Origin of the sequence: Kribbella sp. NPDC058693 (assembly GCF_042715335.1) — a bacterium.
GTDB lineage: Bacteria > Actinomycetota > Actinomycetes > Propionibacteriales > Kribbellaceae > Kribbella > Kribbella jiaozuonensis.
This window is the reverse complement of the sequence record NZ_JBHXSQ010000001.1, coordinates 1,773,635-1,792,582: the sequence shown is the minus strand read 5'-3', so window position 1 is coordinate 1,792,582 and position 18,948 is coordinate 1,773,635. Positions and strand designations below refer to the sequence as shown.

General features: G+C 68.5%; 17 protein-coding genes. 10 read left to right on the top strand and 7 right to left on the bottom strand.

Translation table 11 applies throughout. From position 1 onward, the window contains the following. Window positions 1–3 precede the first annotated feature (3 nt). On the bottom strand, window positions 4–1,479 hold the full coding sequence (locus ACFWUU_RS08540) for an LCP family protein (protein ID WP_380173856.1): 1,476 nt from the start codon (window positions 1,477–1,479) through the stop codon (window positions 4–6). A 248-nt stretch (window positions 1,480–1,727) separates the two neighbouring features. Here ACFWUU_RS08540 and ACFWUU_RS08535 point away from each other — a divergent pair, with 248 nt between their 5' ends. The 3 genes from ACFWUU_RS08535 (at window position 1,728) to galE (ending at window position 5,730) form a co-directional block, all read left to right on the top strand. Next, complete coding sequence (locus tag ACFWUU_RS08535; protein WP_380173854.1) at window positions 1,728–2,561, top strand: serine protease; 834 nt, start codon at window positions 1,728–1,730, stop codon at window positions 2,559–2,561. A gap of 64 nt (window positions 2,562–2,625) precedes the next feature. Further along, window positions 2,626–4,710 (top strand): spermidine synthase, encoded by a 2,085-nt coding sequence (locus tag ACFWUU_RS08530; RefSeq protein WP_137252954.1) that lies wholly within the window; start codon window positions 2,626–2,628, stop codon window positions 4,708–4,710. Between the two features lie 66 nt (window positions 4,711–4,776). Beyond that, window positions 4,777–5,730, top strand: coding sequence for a UDP-glucose 4-epimerase GalE (gene galE / locus ACFWUU_RS08525; protein ID WP_380173852.1), 954 nt, complete (start codon window positions 4,777–4,779; stop codon window positions 5,728–5,730). Here the strand turns inward: galE and ACFWUU_RS08520 are convergent. Continuing rightward, window positions 5,727–6,506: an SDR family NAD(P)-dependent oxidoreductase gene (locus tag ACFWUU_RS08520; protein ID WP_380173850.1), complete on the bottom strand. Its 780-nt coding sequence runs from the start codon at window positions 6,504–6,506 to the stop codon at window positions 5,727–5,729. The two genes, galE and ACFWUU_RS08520, sit on opposite strands and share 4 nt — an antisense overlap. Before the next feature lies 1 nt (window position 6,507). Then, window positions 6,508–7,188, bottom strand: a complete 681-nt coding sequence (locus ACFWUU_RS08515; RefSeq protein ID WP_380173848.1) for a TIGR03089 family protein — start codon at window positions 7,186–7,188, stop codon at window positions 6,508–6,510. Window positions 7,189–7,255: 67 nt separating this feature from the next. Here ACFWUU_RS08515 and ACFWUU_RS08510 point away from each other — a divergent pair, with 67 nt between their 5' ends. Next, window positions 7,256–7,573: a twin-arginine translocase TatA/TatE family subunit gene (locus ACFWUU_RS08510; protein WP_380173846.1), complete on the top strand. Its 318-nt coding sequence runs from the start codon at window positions 7,256–7,258 to the stop codon at window positions 7,571–7,573. A 195-nt stretch (window positions 7,574–7,768) separates the two neighbouring features. Here the strand turns inward: ACFWUU_RS08510 and ACFWUU_RS08505 are convergent, their stop codons facing one another. Next, window positions 7,769–8,692: a LysR family transcriptional regulator gene (locus tag ACFWUU_RS08505; RefSeq protein ID WP_380173844.1), complete on the bottom strand. Its 924-nt coding sequence runs from the start codon at window positions 8,690–8,692 to the stop codon at window positions 7,769–7,771. A gap of 562 nt (window positions 8,693–9,254) precedes the next feature. On the opposite strand from ACFWUU_RS08505, the gene ACFWUU_RS08500 reads away from it, so the two are divergent. Genes ACFWUU_RS08500 through ACFWUU_RS08475 form a run of 6 tightly spaced genes read left to right on the top strand, consistent with a single transcriptional unit; the run spans window position 9,255 to window position 15,398 of the window. Next, complete coding sequence (locus tag ACFWUU_RS08500) at window positions 9,255–9,842, top strand: hypothetical protein (protein ID WP_380173842.1); 588 nt, start codon at window positions 9,255–9,257, stop codon at window positions 9,840–9,842. A 40-nt stretch (window positions 9,843–9,882) separates the two neighbouring features. Further along, the gene (locus ACFWUU_RS08495) at window positions 9,883–10,770 is read left to right on the top strand and encodes a siderophore-interacting protein (RefSeq protein WP_380173840.1); all 888 of its coding nucleotides are present in this window, start codon (window positions 9,883–9,885) and stop codon (window positions 10,768–10,770) included. A gap of 9 nt (window positions 10,771–10,779) precedes the next feature. After that, the gene (locus ACFWUU_RS08490; protein ID WP_380173838.1) at window positions 10,780–12,123 is read left to right on the top strand and encodes a hemolysin family protein; all 1,344 of its coding nucleotides are present in this window, start codon (window positions 10,780–10,782) and stop codon (window positions 12,121–12,123) included. Next, window positions 12,120–13,178, top strand: coding sequence for a hemolysin family protein (locus ACFWUU_RS08485; protein WP_380173836.1), 1,059 nt, complete (start codon window positions 12,120–12,122; stop codon window positions 13,176–13,178). Before ACFWUU_RS08490 ends, ACFWUU_RS08485 begins: the two co-directional genes overlap by 4 nt. Window positions 13,179–13,221: 43 nt before the next feature. Then, window positions 13,222–14,292, top strand: a complete 1,071-nt coding sequence (locus tag ACFWUU_RS08480; RefSeq protein WP_137252963.1) for an NAD(+)/NADH kinase — start codon at window positions 13,222–13,224, stop codon at window positions 14,290–14,292. An 11-nt stretch (window positions 14,293–14,303) separates the two neighbouring features. Beyond that, window positions 14,304–15,398, top strand: a complete 1,095-nt coding sequence (locus ACFWUU_RS08475) for a mannose-1-phosphate guanylyltransferase (RefSeq protein ID WP_380173834.1) — start codon at window positions 14,304–14,306, stop codon at window positions 15,396–15,398. Window positions 15,399–16,106: 708 nt separating this feature from the next. Here ACFWUU_RS08475 and ACFWUU_RS08470 read toward each other — a convergent pair. The 3 genes from ACFWUU_RS08470 to cofD are packed head-to-tail and all read right to left on the bottom strand — an operon-like array spanning window position 16,107 to window position 18,858. Continuing rightward, window positions 16,107–16,865, bottom strand: coding sequence for a DUF3105 domain-containing protein (locus ACFWUU_RS08470; protein WP_233714536.1), 759 nt, complete (start codon window positions 16,863–16,865; stop codon window positions 16,107–16,109). A gap of 44 nt (window positions 16,866–16,909) precedes the next feature. Next, entirely contained in the window at window positions 16,910–17,884 is a 975-nt protein-coding gene (locus tag ACFWUU_RS08465; protein ID WP_380173832.1) for a coenzyme F420-0:L-glutamate ligase, read from the bottom strand. Beyond that, window positions 17,881–18,858 (bottom strand): 2-phospho-L-lactate transferase, encoded by a 978-nt coding sequence (gene cofD / locus ACFWUU_RS08460; RefSeq protein WP_137252966.1) that lies wholly within the window; start codon window positions 18,856–18,858, stop codon window positions 17,881–17,883. The genes ACFWUU_RS08465 and cofD overlap by 4 nt, the downstream gene beginning before the upstream one ends. Window positions 18,859–18,948 lie beyond the last annotated feature (90 nt).

Below are 18,948 nucleotides of genomic sequence, written 5' to 3'. Positions count from 1 at the left end.
AGGTCAGGCCTTACAGATCGATGCGACGTCGTCGACGCCGGTGGCGGGTGTGGTGGGTGAGGTGGTGGGTTTCTTCGTGGTGCCGTTGGTCGGCTGCTTGGTCGTGCCGGTGGTACTACGCGGAGTGGTCGAAGTCTTACCGTCTCCTCCTGAGCCGCCCTTGTCCAGCGATTCGGACTTGGCGATCGCCTCGGCGACCTTCGTCCGGATCAGCGCGAAGTCCGGGTCGCCGGTGTGGATCAACGGCGGGACCGCGGAGAAGCTTGACACCGGGAGCTTCTTCGCGTCCAGCGCGAGATCGGTGAAAGTGCCCAGCTCGCCGGCCGGAATGTCGGTCTTGACCACCTGTTTGCTGGCCGACGCGATGCCCTGGAACTTGGTCAGCACGGTCGACGGCGACAGCTGGTTCAGCATCGCGGACATCACGCACTTCTGCCGCGCCATCCGCTCGTAGTCCGACGACTCGGCCCGGGACCGGGCGAACCACAGCGCGTGGTACCCGTCCAGGTGCTGGTTCTTGCCGGCCTCGATGTAGCCCTTGATCGGGGAGCTGCCGCCGCCGATCGGGACCCGTTTGCCGATGTCCAGCGTGATCCCGCCGACCGCGTTGAGCAGGTCGCGGAAGCCGGCCAGGTCGATCAGCACGAAGTAGTTGATCTTGAGCCCGGTGACGGCCTCGATCGCCTGTGTGGTGGCGGTTTCGCCCGGGTTCGGGTCGCCGGGGAACAGCGTCTTGTGGTTGGCGGCGTACGTGTAGACGGCGTTCAGCAGGCACTCGGCGGCGCACTTGTTCCACTGGAAGCCGTCGGGGAACTGCTTCGCCATCGCCGTACCGGCCGGGAACGGGACCTTGGCCAGGTTGCGCGGCAGGCCGATCAGCACGGTCCGGCCGGTGTCCGCGTTGATGCTGGCCACCGTCATGCTGTCCGGCCGGGTGCCGATCCGGTCCGCGCCGGAGTCGCCGCCCATCAGCAGCACGTTGTAGCGGCCCTTCTCGGCCTTCGACGACTTCCCGCTGCCGAACACGCTGGCGACGAAGTCCCGCTGGGTGTTCACGATCACACTCGCGTAGACCAGTGCGCCGACCACCACGAAGATCAGCACGCCGTCGAGGATGCTGGTGATCAGCCGGTGGTTGCGCTCCAGCGTCAGCGGCTGCGAGATCCGGTACGCGTCGATGAACAGCGCCGCCCAGCCGACCGCGAGCAGGATCAGGATGATCTGGACCAGCCGCAACGTCCCCGGCCGGGCCAGGAAGTTGATCGTCCCCGAGCGCCAGATCAGGCCGAGGACGACCAGGAACACGATGATCGCGATCAGGCCGAAGACCACCCGCCAGGCCCAGCGGCCCGCGCGCCGGCTGCCCGCGACGATCTGCGCCGACCCGGGCAGGATCAGCGTCATCAGCAACAGTGTCAGCGCCCGCTTGAACCGGACCGGCTCGCGGAGATTGCGCAGGTCTGGCTTCTCCTGCGGCATGACGTCCTTCCGTTCTCCAACCGGGCGGTCTCTTGCCGACCGTACCTTGTCCTCACTTGTCACTCGGTACGACGTGCCGCGCGACGAACTGGTTCGGGCGGAGGCGGATCCGGAGACGAAGAGTAGCAGTCCATTCACACAGCGCAGGAAAACCCGTGCACTCACCCTGCTTGACACAGTTGTGATGGTCGGCGGCGGATGGATGCGTTACGAAGTCCTCTAAGTACAACCAGTGAGGACACCGCCCCATGAAACTGTTCCGTACGTTCCTGGCCGCCACAGCGGTCGCGACTACCACCCTCCTCGGCACCGGTGCGGCCCAAGCCGCCGCGCCCGGTACCGACTTCACCGGGATCGCCGCGCTGAGCAACTGCTCGGCATCCCTCGTCCGGTACGCCGAATCCGTCAGCACCGACAAGGCCCTCGTACTCACCAACGGGCACTGCTACGAAGGCGGGTTCCTGCAGCCCGGCCAGGTGCTGGTGAACAAGGCGTCGACGCGCTCGATCACGCTGTTGAAGCCGGACTCCAGTCGGGCCGGTACGGTCCGCGCCGACAAGATCCTGTTCGGCACGATGACCAAGACCGACATGATCGTGTACGAGGTCAACGAGACCTACGCATCGATCAAGAGCCGGCTGAACGTCACCCCGCTCACGCTGGCCAAGCAGGGACCGGCAAACGGCGCCGGGATGGCTGTCGTGTCCGGTTACTGGAAGCGGATCTACACCTGCTCGGTGCAGGCGACGATCCCGCAGTTGCGCGAGGGCGACTGGACCTGGCAGAACTCGATCAAGTACCAGCAGCCCGGTTGCGAGACGATCGGCGGTACGTCGGGATCACCCGTGGTCAGCACCACGACCGGCGAGATGATCGGCATCAACAACACCGGTAACGAGGACGGCGAGCGCTGCACGGTGAACAACCCGTGCGAGGTCGACGCCAACGGCAACGTCACCGTCGAGCAGGGCGCGGCGTACGGCCAGCAGACCTGGTGGCTCTACACCTGCCTGACCGCGACCCGCAGCATCGATCTGAACAAGTCCGGCTGCGAACTGCCGAAGCCGACCCGCCGCCGCTGACCCTTTGTAACGGTTGCCTGCGGGGTGACGCACGCCACTCCGATATCCGGTAACGTCGCCCCGCATGGCAGTCGACTCCTCCACTGACCACGTCACGACCACCAACTGGCCGAGCCCGTTCGGAGTACGGACGCGGCTGGTTGCGGCCAGTGCGTTGATGCTCTTCACCGAGCTCGCGCTGATCCGGTGGACCGGTTCGAACGTGGTGCACCTGAGCTACTTCTCGAACTTCGTGCTGCTCGGTTCGTTCCTGGGCATCGGGATCGGCGTACTGCGATCCGGCCGCGCGAAACGGCTGCCGTACTACTCGCCGATCATGCTCGGCCTGCTGGTGCTGGTGATCGCCTGGAAGCCGGTGACGGTCAACCGGGGTAGTTCGTCGAGCGTCATCTACTTCACCAGCCTGAACACCACCGGTCCGCCGGTCTGGGTGATCCTGCCGATCATCTTCATCGCCGCCGCGGTGGTGCTGGCCGGTCCGGCCGAGCTGGTCGGTCGCTGCTTCGCCGAGTTGCCCCGGTTGACGGCGTACCGCTTCGACCTGATCGGCAGCCTGGCCGGGATCGTGACGTTCACCGGGCTGTCGTTCCTGGGCGCGCCGCCGATCTGGTGGGGGCTCATCGTCACGATCATGTTCGGGCTGCTGATGATCCCGCGGACGGCGGCGTCCGGTCGCCGGGCCGTGGCGATGGGGTTGAGCGCCGCGATGGTGCTCGCGCCGCTGCTGGTGATGCTCGGGGTGCTGTTCCACGAGTCGACCAAAGCGGACAACAGTTGGTCGCCGTACTACAAGGTGCAGACGAAGCAGTACACGTGGGAGGGCGTGCCGCTGCTGACGATCACGGTGAACGGCGTACCGCATCAGCAGGCGATCCCCGCGGACGCGCGGTTGCAGTGGGAGCCGCAGTACGGACTGCCGTACGAGCGGGCGAACGTCGGGAAGACGCCGAAGAACGTGCTGATCATCGGCGCCGGTTCCGGGTCGGATGTCGCGATCGCGTTGAAGAAGGGCGCGACGCATGTGGACGCGGTCGAGATCGACCCGCGGATCCGCGATCTCGGCAAGGCGCTGCACCCGGATCGTCCGTACCAGGACCCGCGGGTGACGTCGCACATCGACGACGGGCGTGCGTACCTGTCGCGGACGGACAAGAAGTACGACCTGATCCTGCTGGCGCTGCCGGACTCGTTGACGCTGGTGAACGGCGCGAGTTCGCTGCGGCTGGAGAGCTACCTGTTCACGAAGCAGGCGTTCGAGAGCGCTCGCGACCACCTCAATCCCGGTGGGGCGTTCGCGATGTACAACTACTACCGCGAGACCTGGCTGATCGACCGGCTCGCGTCGACGGCGCAGCAGGCGTTCGGGCACAAGCCCTGTGTGGACAAGATCGGTGACGGTCTGCAGCAGGCGGTCGTGACGGTCGGTCTGACCGAGCAGGACCAGACGTGTGCGGCCGAGTGGCCCGGTCCGGCCGCGATCACGCCGCCGCCGGCCACGGACAACCGGCCGTTCCTTTATCTGTTCACGGACCGGATCCCTAGCTTGTATCTGGTGACGCTGGGACTGATCCTGGTCGCCGGTCTGGTCGGAGTAGGCATCGCGGGCGGCGGGTCGTCGTACCGGCGGATGCGTCCGTACGCGGACCTGTTCCTGCTGGGCGCGGGCTTCATGTTGCTGGAGACGAAGAGCATCACGGGGTTTGCGTTGCTGTTCGGTACGACGTGGGTCGTGAACGCGATCGTGTTCGCCGGCGTGCTGGTGGCGGTGTTGGCCGCGGTCGAAGTCACCAGACGGTTCAGGACACCGCCGGTCAAGGTGATGTTCGCCGTACTGTTCGGCGGGCTCGCGTTGTCGTGGGTCTTCCCGGACAGTTGGCTGCTCAGCATGCCGGTCGGGTTGCGCGTGATCGTCGCGGTGCTGATCGCGTTCACGCCGATCTTCGCCGCGAACGTCATCTTCGCCAAACGCTTCACCGACACCGCAGACGGCACAGCCTCCTTCGGCGCCAACCTCCTGGGCGCGATGCTCGGCGGCTGCCTCGAATACGCCGCCCTGATCATCGGCTTCCACGGCCTACTGATCATCGCCGCGCTGCTGTACGCCGGAGCGTTCCTGCTGACACCCAAAGCCCGCTCCCTTGCGCGATGAGCGAGCTGGTACGGGTTCGGCCCGTCTGCGCGGATCCTGCTGGGGTGTGATGGCAGGATCTGAGGTATGACGTGGCTCGTTACTGGTGGTGCCGGGTATATCGGGGCGCATGTGGTGCGTGCGTTCCGCAGCGACGGGATCGATGTGGTCGTGATCGACGACCTGTCGAGCGGGAAGGCGGAGTTCGTACCGGACGGTGTGCCGTTCGTGCGGGCGAACCTGCTCGACGGGACGGCGGTCCGGGAGGCGCTTGACGGCGTCGACGGCGTCGTACATCTCGCCGGGTTCAAGTACGCCGGGGTGTCGGTCGAGCGACCGCTGCACACCTACACGCAGAACGTGACGGCGATGGTGTCGCTGCTCGAAGCGATGGCGGAGAAATCGGTGCGCAACATCGTCTTCTCGTCGAGCGCCGGTGTGTACGGGACACCTCGCGACGAAGAGGTCACCGAAGACACCACGCCCGACCCGCAGTCGCCGTACGGCGAGTCGAAGCTGATCGGTGAGTGGCTGCTGCGCGATCAGGCCGCCGCGACCGAGCTGCACCACACCTCGCTGCGCTACTTCAACGTGGTCGGCTCCGGCGATCCGACCGTGTACGACGCGAGCCCGTACAACCTGTTCCCGATCGTCTGCAACCTGCTGACGCAGGGGAAGGTGCCGCAGATCTACGGCACCGATCACCCCACCCCGGACGGCACGTCGGTCAAGGACTACGTGCACGTCGCCGACCTGGCCCGCGCCCACGTCGCCGCCGCCCGTGCACTCGAGTCCGGCAAGACGCTCGAGCGCGTCTACAACCTGGGTAGCGGCACGGGTACGTCGGTCCGCGAGATCATGGACGCCGCCCGTCGCGTGACCGGCATCGACTTCACCCCGACCGAGGGACCGCGCCGGCCGGGCGATCCGTCCCGCGTGGTCGCGAACGGCGACCTCGCCGCCCGCGACCTTGCCTGGAAGAACACGTACACGGTCGACGAGATGTTCGCGACCGCCTGGGAGGCCTGGCCGAAGGGCTAGTACTCCTTCTTGAAGGCTCCGCTCGTCGTCAGGTTGAGCACACCCGGCCCGGTGAGTACGCCGCCCTCGACCGGGAGGGTGTGGCCGGTGATCCAGGACGCGTCGTCGGAGGCGAGGAACGCGACCGCGGCGGCGATGTCCTCCGGCTCGCCGATCCGGCCGAGCGGATACATCTTCCCGAACCGCTCGAGTGTGTCCGGCTGGTTGTCCCAGTTCGGCGTCCGGATGGTGCCTGGGGCAACGACATTGAAGCGGACGCCGAGGTCGCCGTACCGGGCCGCGTAGTTGACCGTCATCGCGACCTGGCCGGCCTTGGCGGCGGAGTACTCGATGTTGCCGAAGGCACTGAGTCCGTTGACCGAGCTGATCGTGACGACGTTGCCGCGGTTCTTGACGAGCTGCGGGAGCGCCGCCTGGATGCAGCGCGACGCACCGACCAGGGTCAGGTCGAGCTGGGCGTGCCACTCCTCCGGGGTCGTGTCCTCCGGGACCGTCGACACGATGCAGCCGCCGGCGTTGTTCACGACCACGTCGAGGCGGCCGAACCGCTCGACCGCGGCCGCGACCGCCGCGTCCACGTCGTCACGGTTCGTCACGTCGACGCGCAGCGGGAGCGCCTGCTCACCGATCCCGGCCGCGACCTCGCCGACCTTCTCCACCTGGAGATCGGTCACCACCACCGACGCGCCCTCGTCCGCCAGCCGCCGCGCGACCGCGGACCCGATGCCCTGTGCCGCCGCCGTGACCAGCGCGACCTTTCCCTCGAATCGCCGCACGCTACCCCTCCAGAATTCGGTCGATCTTCTCGTCCGCGACCCGGCGCTCCAGCTTGGCGGCGTCCAGGTTGCGGCAGAGCACGATCGAACCACCTCCGGAGATCACCCCGACCAGCAGTCCCAGGCCGTCCCGGTCCGTGAGCGTCCGCTGGACCAGAATGCGATCGCTGACCGGTTCCGCCGTACGGATCAGGTCCGCGTGCGTGAGGTCGTCGTACGCCGGGGAGTCGGGCGTCGGCGGGTCGAACGGGACGAAGACGTCGGGGTGGTTGTAGACCTCCGCGCCGTAGTCCTGGATGCCGTCCGGGATCGGCTCGCGGAAGCGGCCGCCGAGCGGGAGGAGGGCGGAGGCGACGGTCTCGCGGTCGCCGCGGATGTTGAAGTCGGGGCCGGTGATCGCGAGGGTGCCGGTCTTGCTGGTCAGGGAGGCGCCGACCGACCAGGTGGAGAGCGCCCAGACGACACCGAGCCAGTGCGGCGGGAGGCCGATCGCGACGGTCTCGCCGGCCTCCAGGTCGTACTCGTCGACCAGCAGGTTGGCGGTCTTGGCGACCCAGTTCGCGGTGGTGACCGCGCTCAGCTCGATCCGTTCGCCGGTCGCGTCGTCGTAGTAGGTCAGGAACGGGGCGCCGCCGTCCCGGCGGACCGCGGCCGCGAACAGCTCGGGGAGGACTCGTGACATATGGCCCACCCTACGGTCCGGATCCCGGCGTACCGTGGTGGGGGATTTTGTCGAAAGAAGGCTTGTCATGGTGCCACTGCTCGCGCTGCCCGAAGGCGGCGAATGGATCGTCATCCTGGTCATCGTGGTCCTGTTGTTCGGCGCGAAGAAACTGCCCGAACTGACCAAGAACGCCGCCCGCGCAATGAAAGAATTCGAAAAAGTCCGCAACGGCGACGACGAAGAAACCCCCGCCCAGGTAACAGCACCCCCACAAGCCCAAACACCCCAGGCCCCCGCCCAGCAGGCCCAGGCTCCCGCGGCCCCGCCTCAGCCTGCCCCGGCCCAGCCGACAGACAGCCAGCCGGCCCGGCCCACGGATGCGGATGGCGGCACCGCTAAGTAGCCAGCACAGGCCAGCCTGCCACCGAGCGTGCAGCTGGCGCCGACGCAGGCCGCAGGCGCGGGCCGACCGCGTCGCAGCCGGCGGCTGCGACCGATGATGAGGCGGCCCGCCCGAGCGAGCGCGAGAGCGGCCATGAGGCCCCTGCGCGCGAGCTCGCCTTCATCCCCCCGGGCGCCGGGTGGCGCCGGGGTGAGTTCAGGCTGGTGGGTTCACTTCCAGGGCGGCGGTGCGGAGGGCGGTGGCTAGTACGTGGGTTGGTTCGGGGGGTCGGCCGGGGAGGCGGGCGAGGATTGTGCGGCGGAGTTCTTGGGGGCCGCCGCGGACGGTGACTACTCGGACACCGGGTGGTACTGCGGTCGCCATCGACGCGGAGATTGTGGTGAGGCCGGCGCCGGCTGCGACCAGGTGGACTTTGGCGAGCCAGTCGCGGACCGTGTGAGCGATGACCGGGCGTTCGTCGAGGCCCGGCCAGACGCCCATCCAGAGTTCGGTGGAGGAGGCGGGGCCGGCGATCCAGCGCTGACCGCGGAGGTCGGCGACGTCTACCGAGTCGTGCGCCGCGAGCGGGTGCCCGGTCGGCACGGCCAGGCGGAGGGTTCGTTCGGCGAGGGTCTCGAGTTTCAGCGCGGGCGACTCGGCATCCGGCGGACGGAACGGCGGTGCGGATGCGATCAGCGCGAGGTCGATCGTCCCGGCCCGGAGTGCCCGGACCAGGTTGGGGGTCGACCCTTCCCTGGTCGTCACGGTGATCGCCGGGTGCGTACGCCGTACCGCGCTGATTGCTCTCGGCAACAAGACCGCACCAGCACTCGGGAACCAGCCGAGCCGTACGGTCCCGCCGTCGACCGGGAGACCGACGAGCTCCCGCGCCGTCGCGTCGAGCTGGTCGAGCACGACAGCGGCGTTCCGCAGTACGACCTGACCGGCTGCCGTCAACACAACCCCTTCACGACGCCGCTCCAGCAGTTGGTTGCCGGCAGCCCGCTCGAGCGAGGCGATCTGCCGGGAAACGGCGGACTGCGTGTAGCCGAGCGCGGATGCAGCCGCGGTGAAGGTCCCCCGCTCAGCCACCTCCCGGAACACGCGCAAAGCAACCAGCGAGACGTCGGAGAAGTCCATGACATCTACGCATACCACCTGTGCCGAACTTTCGCTGGAGTCATACCCTCTGCAGACCTACGTTGGCCGCATGAGACAACCACGCGTAGCAGTAGTAACCGGCGCCAACCAAGGCATCGGATATGCCCTCGTAGAAGAACTCGCACGCAGGATGAACCCACAAGACCTGGTCCTCCTGACCGGCAGAAACCCCGAACGAGTCGCCGCCGCGGTAGAACAGTTGAACCGCCGCGCCGCCGCCTCCGGCGCCGGCGCGGCGGAAGCTGAGGCGAGAGCCGACGGCGGTGGTGATCTGAGCGGCGCGCCTCATCCCGCTGCCGACCCAGGCGGCGTACGTCAGCCTGCGTCGGCCATGGGTGGCGTGATCCGCGCACCCCATCAGTCATCCGCCGCAGGCGGAGCGCCGGGTGAGGCGAGAGCCGACGGCGGTGGTGATGTGAGCGGCGCGCCTAACCACTCATCAGCCTTGGGCGGGGCTCGGGTTGAGGGGTGGGTTTTGGATGTGACGGATGAGGGGGCTGTTCGGGGGTTGGCTGAGGAGTTGGGGGAGGTGGATTTGGTGGTGTCTAACGCGGTGGGGCCGTTGGAGCCGGGGAAGGCGCCTGGTGAGCAGGTGGATGAGTTTGTGGATGTGGCGAATTTGGGGGCGCAGTACGTTCTGCGGGCGTTTGGGCCGCGGGTGCGGGCTGGTGGGCGGTTGGTTGTGGTGGCTAGTTCTTTGGGGACGTTGGGGCAGTTGCCGGAGGAGTTGTGGGGGCGGTTTGACGGGGTCTCGTTGGAGGACGTCGAGAAGGTGGTGGAGGAGTGGCGAGCCGCAGTGCACGACGGGACGGCGGCGGAGTTGGGTTGGCCGGAGTGGGTGAATGTTCCGTCGAAGGTTGCGCAGGTGGCGGCGGTTCGGGCGGTGGCGGCGGAGCGGCGGGAGAAAGATCTGCGGGAGGACACCCTGGTCGCGTCCGTCTGCCCGGGGCTGGTCGACACCCGCGCCTCCCGCCCGTGGTTCGACGACTTCAGCGAGGCCAAGTCGCCGCAGGACGCCGTCCAACCGATCGTCGACCTGCTGCTGGCCGACCACGTCGACCCGGCGCTGTACGGCGAACTGATCCGCGACGGCAAGGTCGTCGAGTGGAAGCCGTCCACCCCTCGGTAGACCCCTCGCCCACGAAGAGTGGTTAGGTTAGCCTAACTTCGTGAGGGGTACGACGATACGCGGTGAGATCAGGCGCTTGACGCGATCCGGCGACTCCCGGGTGATCTGCCCGGTGCGGGTGGAGGCGATCGAGCAGCTGACGCCACGGTTCAGCCGGGTGATCGTCCAGGGCGACGGACTTGCGGCGTACCGCACGATCCGCCCGGCCGACGCCTTCAAACTGGTCATCCCGCCGGACGGCATCGGCAGCGTGCGGATGCCGAAGATCAGCCCGGCCGGCGCACCGGTCTGGCCTGAGGACCGCCCGACGCCTCTCACCCGCGGCTTCACGGTCCGCACGTTCGACCCGGACACCCGCCGGCTCGCGTTCGACGTCGCGCTCCACGGCGACGGTCCGGCGATCAACTGGCTGACGAACACCCGCCCCGGCGAGACCGCCGTACTGCTCGGCATGAGGCGCGAGTTCCACGCCGGGGACGTCGACCACCACCTGCTGATCGGCGACTCCACCTCCCTGCCCGCGATCGCGAGCATCGTCGAGAGTCTCGACGTACCGTCGACCGTCTATCTGCAGTCCGAGACGCCGGCCGAGCGGGCGCTGGTGAAGGGCGACGTGCAGTGGATCCACTCACCGCCCGTGATCGGCCCGGACAGCGCGCTGGAACAGGCCGTCCGGGCCTTCCGGCGCCCGCCCGGTCGCCTGCAGGCGTGGTGCGCGGCCGAGGCAGGCGTGGTCCGGGCGATCCGTCCGTACCTCGTCAACGAGCTCGGGGTGCACCGCGACGATCTGCACACGGTTGCCTACTGGATCGCCGGTGAGACCTCGGAGGGCGGGGACGCCGTACGCATGCAGGCATTCGCGAAGGCCAGTGAGAAAGGCCTCGACGTCACGGACCCCGCAGTACTGCAATCGCTGGAGTTCTCATAAGGTCGTCCCATGCTGATCCTGGCCGGCCTGGGCCTGGGCCTGATCCTGGTGCTGACCGTTGCCACCGGCTACTTCGTCTCCCAGGAATTCGCGTACGTCGCCGTCGACCGGAGCCGCCTGCGCACGCTGGCCGAGGACGGTGACGCGGCCGCCGCGCGGGCGCTGAAGGTCACGTCGCGGCTGTCGTTCGTGCTGTCCGGCGCGCAGGTCGGCATCACGATCACCGCATTGCTGGCCGGGTACTTCGCTGAGCCGTACCTCGGCCAAGGGCTGCAGCAGCTGCTCGGTTCGGCCGGCGTACCGAATGCCGTCAGCATGTCGGTCTCGGTGATCCTGGCGTTGCTGTTGGCAACGATCATCCAGATGGTGCTCGGCGAGCTGGCGCCGAAGAACCTCGCGATCGCGAAGGCCGAGGCGATCGCGCTGCGGCTGTCCTGGTCGACGCTGTGGTACTTGCGGCTCGCCGGTCCGGTGATCCACCTGTTCGACTCGGCCTCGAACCGGATCCTGCGCCGGGTCGGGATCGAGCCGGTCGAGGAGCTGCCGCAGGGCGCGACGCCGAAGGAGCTCGACCGGATCATCGAGACGTCGTACGAGCAGGGCCTGCTCGACCAGGACACCATGCGGCTGCTCGATCGCGGCCTCGACTTCCGCGGCCGGACCGCGGGCGAGGCGATGGTCCCGCGGGTCGATGTGGTGACGATGCATCGCGACGAGCCGCTGACCCGCGTGGTCGAGCTGCAGGACACCGGGCACAGCCGGTTCCCGGTGATCGGCGACTCGGTCGACGAGGTGGTCGGCGTGGTCGCGATCGGCGATGTCGTCGAGCTGGAGCCGGCCGACCGGGCCGCGATCGCCGTCGGATCGTTGGCGTCACCCGCGGTCGCGGTACCGACGACGCTGCCGCTGCCCGGCGTACTCGAGCGGCTCCGGGTCGCGCGCCGCCAGCTCGCGATCGTCGTCGACGAGTACGGCGGGTTCGCCGGGATCGTGTCGCTCGAGGACATCGCCGAGGAACTGGTCGGCGAGATCCGCGACGAGGACGACCTGCCGGAGACCGGGCTCGTGCAGGGCGGTGACGGGTCGTGGGTGGTGCCGGCGCGCTGGCGGCTCGATCAGGTCGAGGAGGCAACCGGCGTACAACTGCCTGAGGGCGACGACTACGAGACGGTGTCGGGTCTGGTGATGGCGCGGCTCGGTCGTATACCGCTGGTCGGCGATGAGGTTGCGGTCGAGCTGCCGCAGCGGATCGATCACGACGGCCGGCCGATTCCGGCGGAGTACGTGCGGTTGACCGTGCAGACGATCGAACGTCGCGTGCCTGGCATCGTCGTGATGGAGCGGATGGCATGAGTACGACGTGGGCGCTCATCATCTCCGCCGTACTGCTCGCGTTGAACGGGTTCTTCGTCGCCGCCGAATTCTCCCTGGTCGCGTCGAAGCGGCACCGGCTCGAGGAAGCGGCCGCGTCCGGCAGCCTGGCTGCCCGGGCTGCGCTCGCCGGGATCAGCGAGCTGTCATTGATGCTTGCGGGCGCGCAGCTCGGGATCACCTTGTGCACCTTGGGGCTCGGTTCGCTGAGTGAGCCGGCGGTCGCGCATCTGCTGCACCCGCTGTTCGAACTGGCGAACGTCCCTGAGGGCGTCGGGCATGTGATCGCGTTGATCATCGCCGTGGGCGGGATCGGCCTGCTGCACGTCCTGCTCGGCGAGATGGCGCCGAAGTCGTGGGCGATCAGCGATCCCGAACGGTCGGCGCTGGTGCTGGCGATGCCGTTCCGCGCGTTCACGTGGGTCTTCCGCCCGCTGCTGATCGCGCTGAACTGGCTCGCCAACCTGTGCCTGCGGCTGGTCAAGGTCACGCCGCAGAACGAGATCGCCAACGCCCACGGCCCGGACGAGCTCCGGCTGCTGATCGAGTCATCGCGCGAGCACGGCACGCTCGAGGAACCCGAGCACGAGTTGCTGACCGCGATGCTCGCGCTGCAGAACACGACGGTCGGGCAGGTGATGACGCCGATCGCCGAGCTGTCGACGGTGCCCGCGACCGCGACGGCCCGCGAGGTGGAGCTGACCAGCCGCCGCGAGGGCCATTCCCGGCTTGCTGTAGTCAGCTCGGGTACGACGATCTGCGGCATCGTGCATGTCCGCGACGCTGCCCGCGCGACCACGGCGGGCGACACGAACGCGCGTGCATCGGACCTGATGATGGCGGCGCTCGAGCTCGGTGACCGTACGCCGGTCGCGAAGGCGATCCGCACGATGCGCGACGAACGCTCCCAGCTGGCGGTCGTCTGCGGCGGCGACGTGGCGATCGGCGTGGTCGCGCTCGAGGACCTCCTGGAAGAGGTCATCGGCGAGTTCGACGACGAGACCGACCCGATCATCAACGCGGCCAAGCGTGACTAGTACGGCTACCTTATAGGCAGAAACTGTCCGGAGGAGGGGTGGCGTGGCGATCAGCCGGATTGGGCTTGTGGTTCACCAGGGTCGGCCGGTTGCGGTGGAGACTGCCGGGACCGTGCGGAAATGGGCGGCCGACCACGGGATCGGCTGTACCGACATCGACGTCTGGAAGGACCACCAGGAGCGGCGCAGCGGCACCGACGAGCTGCACCACGCCGGCGACCCGGATCTCGTCGTCACGCTCGGCGGCGACGGGACGTTCCTGCGCGGGGCACGGATCGCGGCGAAGAACAACGCCGCCGTACTCGGGGTTGATCTCGGCAAGGTCGGCTTCCTGACCGAGGTGGCGTGCCGCGACGTCGAGGCCGCACTGGAGGCGGTACATCACGGCGGAGCGACGTACGAGGAGCGGATGACGCTGACCATGCGCGCGTCGCGGCCGCTGGAGATCCCGCAGGGGATCGAGTCGTTGCTGCGGTACGGGCACGGTCCGGCGCTGCCGCCACCGCCCGTACGGCACGAGATGGCCGAGGGCGACGGTTGGGGGATGGCACTCGACGTGACCGCGTTGAACGACGTGGTGGTGGAGAAGCTGGCGCGCGACCACCAGGTGGCGCTCGGCGTGTACCTGTCCGGCCGGCTGCTGGCGTCGTACTCCGCTGATGCGGTGATCGTGGCGACGCCGACGGGGTCGACGGCGTACAGCTTCGCGGCCGGCGGGCCGATCCTGTCGCCGAACACCGAGGCGATCGTGTTCACACCGGTCGCACCGCACATGACCTTCAACCGAACGGTTATCGCGGCGCCGGACGAGCCGATCGCGCTGCGCGTGCTGCCGCATTCGGGGCAGGCGGCGGTGAGCATCGACGGGCAGCTGCGCGGCGTACTCGACCCGGGGGACTGGATCGGCGTGTACGGCTCGCCGCAGCGACTGCGGCTCGTGCGGCTCCGGCCGACCGACTTCTACGGGCGGCTGCGCGACCGCTTCAACCTCACCGATGCACCGGCGACGGCCCTCGACGGAGAGGCCGAGCTGTTCTGGCAGCCGGCGGATTCACCGATCCCACCGGACCTGAAGCACCTACGGATTCCGCTAGCACCTGGTGACGACCGGTAGGGTCTTTCCTCATGCGAAACGTGGTGATCCTGGCGGGTGGTTCAGGGACGCGGTTGTGGCCGATGTCCAGAGACGACAGGCCGAAGCAGGTACTGCCGTTGGCAGCGGGACAATCGCTGCTGCGGGTGGCGTTCAACCGGCTCCATGGACTGGTCGAGCCGGAGAACATCTACGTCTGCACGGTCGGTGCGTACACGGACGTCGTACGCCAGGAGTTGCCGGAGCTCGGTCCGCACAACATCATCGGCGAGCCGGCGCGGCGCGACACCGCGAACGCTGTCGGGCTCGCGTCTGCTGTGGTGGCGCGGAATGATCCCGATGCGGTGGTCGCCTTTGTCGGTTCGGATCACCTGATCAGCCCGGAGGACGAGTTCCGGGCCGCGATCGAGCACGGGTTCGAGGTGGTCGAGGCGCGTGGGCGGTCGTTGGTCACGTTCGGGATCGAGCCGACGCATCCGCATACCGGGCTCGGGTACATCGAGCGGGGCGCTGCGATCGAGGGGACGCGCGCGTTCGTGGTCGATCGCTTCCGGGAGAAGCCGGACCGGGCGACGGCGGAGGAGTACCTGGCGACCGGACGGTTCTGGTGGAACTCCGGGATGTTCGTGTGGCAGGCGTCGACGGTGCTTTCCGTGCTCGATGCGCTGTTGCCGGAGTCGGCCGCACGGTTGCGTGAAGTCGCCGCGGTGTGGGACACGCCTGCGCGGGACGAAACGCTCGCGGAGATCTACCCGAACCTGCAGAAGATCTCGGTCGACTACGCGGTGATGGAACCGGCGTCGCAGGGCAAGGTGGACGCGGACGTGGTCGTCGTGCCGATGCCTGTGCATTGGTTGGACGTGGGTTCGTGGGCGGCGTTGGCCGACACGTACGAAGCCGACGCCAACGGGAACAGGACCGACAGCATCACATTGAGCTGCCTGCTGGATTCCCACGACAACATCATCGTCACGGACGACCCTGATCATTTGGTGGCCGCGGTGGGCCTGCAGGGCCACATCATCGTCCACACCCAGGACGTGACGATGGTGTGCCCGCTGTCGGACGGGGAGCGCGTGAAGGATCTGGTGGCACGGGTCCAGTCGGACCACGCCAACTACATCTGATCTCTCGCCCGCGGGTGGTGGTGGGTGGAGGTGGGTGGAGGTGGTCCACCCATCGCGGTGCTACGCGCGGCTCGTTCCTCGCCGTGCTACGCGCCGCACCCGCCCACCCCCGGGCTTATCGCCCGGAGCATCCTTTCCGGCTATCGCCGGGGTTGTTCCGGCTGCCGCCGGGTCTTCCGGCTGCCGCCGGAGTTGCGGGCTGTCGCCCGGACCCGTGCGCGCTGCCGCGCGTGCGACCGCCCCGTGGTGACGCCCGGTCCGAATTCGTCGAGGCGGATCGTGGGGTCCCGTCGTGGGCGAATGAGGCCATCGCGGCTGAACGCTCCACCTACCGCACCACCAGCCGCACACCACCACAGCTGGCCCCGTTGCCCGTGCCGCGCCTGACACCCGCTCGCAGGCGGGGTAGCGCCGCGTGGCCTACAACCACATCCACGCACGACCACAGCTCGCTCAAACCCACGGGCCGGCACCTAGCACTCACCCGCGGGCGGCAGCCCGCAACTCCCGGCGATAGCCGGAAGCCCCCGGCGGTAGCCGGAAGATCCCGGCGGCAGCCGGAAGGTCCCGGCGATAGCCGGATGGGATGCTCCGGGCGATAAGCCCGGGGGTGGGTGGGGCGGCGCGGAGCACGGCGACGAAGGAGTCGCGCGTAGCCCCGCGATGGGCTGACCACACCCGCACGAGCACCGCGATGGGCTTACGGCATCAGCCGCCGTTGGGCTCCTGGGCGTCGGTGGCGGGGTACTTCTCCATGAACTGCTTGAGGGCGTCGCCGCTGACCGACCCGCAGAACTGGCGGTGGCCGAAGGACTTCTGGTCGGCGCCGGGGCCGCTCCAGTGGGCGAAGGCGAGGTTCTTGCCGTCGGGCCAGCCCTTGCCCTCCGACTGCTTGTACGGGGCCGCGATGAACTTGCCGATCGAGCTGTCGGGGAGCTTCGACTTCGACAGCTTCTCGATCTGGTCGATCTGGTCCTTGGGCATGGTGTCGCGGTACCAGAGGATCGTGTAGCCGTGCTCCAGGTTGTGGACCAGGTTCTCCACCGGCGGGCGGTCGCTGCTCGAGTAGAACTTCTTGTCGAACGGCGCCCAGACCGCGTAGTGCGGGCCGGAGGAGGGCGGGGAGACGGAGTACAGGATCTTCTCGCCGTCGGGGCGGTGGTCCTGGGTGCCGCCGGCCGCGTCGTTGGTGGCCGGGTCGCAGGAGGCCGCGGAGGCGGCCACGCCGAAGTCGGTGAGGGCCTGGTTCTTGGTCCGGGAGTCCTGCACCAGCTTGATCGCCGGGTAGGCGATGATCGCCAGGCCGACCACGATCGAGCACACCACGATGATGATGGTGCGGCGGCGGTCCGACCGGGACTGCTCGCGCTGCATCCTCTCGATCATCTCGCGGCGCGACTGCTTCTGCGACGACGCTTTACCCACAGTGTTGGTCTTCCCGGCTAAGGGCGGCCACCGCGCCGCCATGCGAAGGCAGTGTACGAGGCAACCCTAAGAAGTTGCCTAGAAAACTAGCGCGACCGTGAGCCGAACGTGACCGTCGCCTCGGCGCCCGGCCCCGGCCGCACCGTCACGCCGTACCCCTCCGCGTGCAGCAGTACGGCGAGCTTCTCCGCGATCACTCCGACCGTCACCGGCTCGGCGCCGAAGATCGTGACAGCGTTGTCACCCAACTCGAGCCGTACGTCGTCGACGTCGCGCAACAACCCGGCCCACACCGCCGGATCCACCTCGCGCGGACCGGACGGCTCCTGCCGGGACAGTACGGCGGCCCGCGCCGCCTCCCGCGTACCCAGGCTGAACATGTCGAACTCGGCGTCCCGCACCAGCGCCCGCGCACCCGGTCCGTGCTCGCCGACCGGCAGTACGACGTCCTCCAGCCCACGCAGTACGGCGACGGGTACCCCGTCCGCCTTGCCCTTGACCAGCTCACCCGCACTGGCGATCTCGTCCGCCAGCGCCGGCTCCGTCACAGCGAGGACGTTCCCGTGACTGTCCGTCGTACCGCGTAGGTCCTCGATCACCCGCACTCCGGCGGCACCGATGGCCAGGTCGGTCTGACCGTTGCGCCACGGGCGGCCCAGTGTGTCGGTGATCACGATGCCGACGTTGACGTCGTACCGCTCCTTCAGCGCGGTCCGCAGTACCCGCGCCGACTCGTCCGGGTCGACCGGGAGCAGCAGGACCGTGCCGGGTGCTGTGTTCGACGTGTCAGTGCCCGCGGCGGCCATCACCAGCCCGTGCCGGGTCTGCACGATCCGGGTCTCGCCGCGTTGCGCGACGACCCGCACCAGTTCGGCGTCGATGGCTTCCTGGCGGGTGCCGTGCGTGAGCCGGCCCTCCGCCTTGCTGACGATCTTCGACGTGACCGCGACGACGTCGCCGTCGCGCAGGTCGGTGCCGTCGGCGATCAGCGCCGCCAGGTCCGCCCCGGCCGCCACCTCGGGCAGTCCGGTCACCGGGAAGATCTCCAGGTGCTTCCTCATTGCCGCACGGCCTCCGCGAGGTTCAGTGCCGCGTCAGCCATCGCGGCGGTCTTGGTCTCGTCCGTCATCCACAACGGCACGGCCTGGACGTGAATTCCGGCGCCGGCGATCGAATCCGCCTGCATCGCGTCCGACGTGTCGATCAGCCAGCCGTCGAGTACGCCGCCGGTCGCGCGCGAACCGTAGTACCGCGCGACTGCCGACGCCGTGGACGCTACACCGACCGTGGCGAGCACCTTGTCGGCCATTCCGCGGACCGGACCGCTGCCGATGATCGGCGACAGCCCGATGACCGGAGCCTTCGTCTCCCGGACCGCGTCCCGGACCCCGGGTACGCCGAGGATCGTGCCGACCGACACCACCGGGTTGGACGGCGGGATGATCAGTACGTCGCAGTCCGCGATCGCCTCGAGTACACCGGGCGCCGGCTTGGCCTTGTCCGCGCCGACCGCGACGATCTGGTGCGCGGTGATCTCCGCCTGCCAGCGGACCCAGTACTCCTGGAAGTGGATGGCCTTGCGCCGCCCCGGCTGGTCCGGGTCCTCCACCACCACATGCGTCTCGATCCGGTCGTCACTCATCGGCAGCAGCCGCACCGGAAGCTTCCAGCGCGTGCACAGCGCCTCGGTGACCGCACTGAGGGTGTAGCCGGCGTCCAGCATCTGCGTCCGCACCAGGTGCGTCGCGACGTCCCGGTCGCCGAGCCCGAACCAGGTGGGCTCGACGCCGTACGCCGCGAGCTCCTCCTTGATCACCCAGGTCTCGTCCTCGCGGCCCCACTTACGTTCCTCCGAGATGCCACCGCCGAGCGTGTACATCACGGTGTCCAGGTCGGGGCAGACCCGCAGCCCGAACAGGGTGATGTCGTCCGCGGTGTTCCCCACGACGGTGATCTCGGCGTCCGGCCGGGCCTGGAGCAGCCCGCGCAGGAAGGTGGAACCGCCGATGCCACCGGCCAGCACTGTCAATCGCATGGGAAGAGTCTGCACGAGTCGTCAATCGGTCGAACCACCGCGGGACTATGCTGCGGGGGGTCCGAACCATCCGCACAGCTCAGTTGTACG

Excerpts from the sequence above, each read along its gene's own strand:
- ACFWUU_RS08540 (WP_380173856.1), bottom strand. The coding sequence starts at position 1,479 with ATGCCGCAGGAGAAGCCAGACCTGCGCAATCTCCGCGAGCCGGTCCGG.
- ACFWUU_RS08465 (WP_380173832.1), bottom strand. The coding sequence starts at position 17,884 with ATGAGGAAGCACCTGGAGATCTTCCCGGTGACCGGACTGCCCGAGGTG.
- cofD (WP_137252966.1), bottom strand. The coding sequence starts at position 18,858 with ATGCGATTGACAGTGCTGGCCGGTGGCATCGGCGGTTCCACCTTCCTG.
- ACFWUU_RS08515 (WP_380173848.1), bottom strand. The coding sequence starts at position 7,188 with ATGTCACGAGTCCTCCCCGAGCTGTTCGCGGCCGCGGTCCGCCGGGAC.
- ACFWUU_RS08530 (WP_137252954.1), top strand. The coding sequence starts at position 2,626 with ATGGCAGTCGACTCCTCCACTGACCACGTCACGACCACCAACTGGCCG.
- ACFWUU_RS08490 (WP_380173838.1), top strand. The coding sequence starts at position 10,780 with ATGCTGATCCTGGCCGGCCTGGGCCTGGGCCTGATCCTGGTGCTGACC.
- ACFWUU_RS08505 (WP_380173844.1), bottom strand. The coding sequence starts at position 8,692 with ATGGACTTCTCCGACGTCTCGCTGGTTGCTTTGCGCGTGTTCCGGGAG.
- ACFWUU_RS08475 (WP_380173834.1), top strand. The coding sequence starts at position 14,304 with ATGCGAAACGTGGTGATCCTGGCGGGTGGTTCAGGGACGCGGTTGTGG.
- ACFWUU_RS08485 (WP_380173836.1), top strand. The coding sequence starts at position 12,120 with ATGAGTACGACGTGGGCGCTCATCATCTCCGCCGTACTGCTCGCGTTG.
- ACFWUU_RS08535 (WP_380173854.1), top strand. The coding sequence starts at position 1,728 with ATGAAACTGTTCCGTACGTTCCTGGCCGCCACAGCGGTCGCGACTACC.
- ACFWUU_RS08510 (WP_380173846.1), top strand. The coding sequence starts at position 7,256 with ATGGTGCCACTGCTCGCGCTGCCCGAAGGCGGCGAATGGATCGTCATC.
- galE (WP_380173852.1), top strand. The coding sequence starts at position 4,777 with ATGACGTGGCTCGTTACTGGTGGTGCCGGGTATATCGGGGCGCATGTG.
- ACFWUU_RS08470 (WP_233714536.1), bottom strand. The coding sequence starts at position 16,865 with ATGGCGGCGCGGTGGCCGCCCTTAGCCGGGAAGACCAACACTGTGGGT.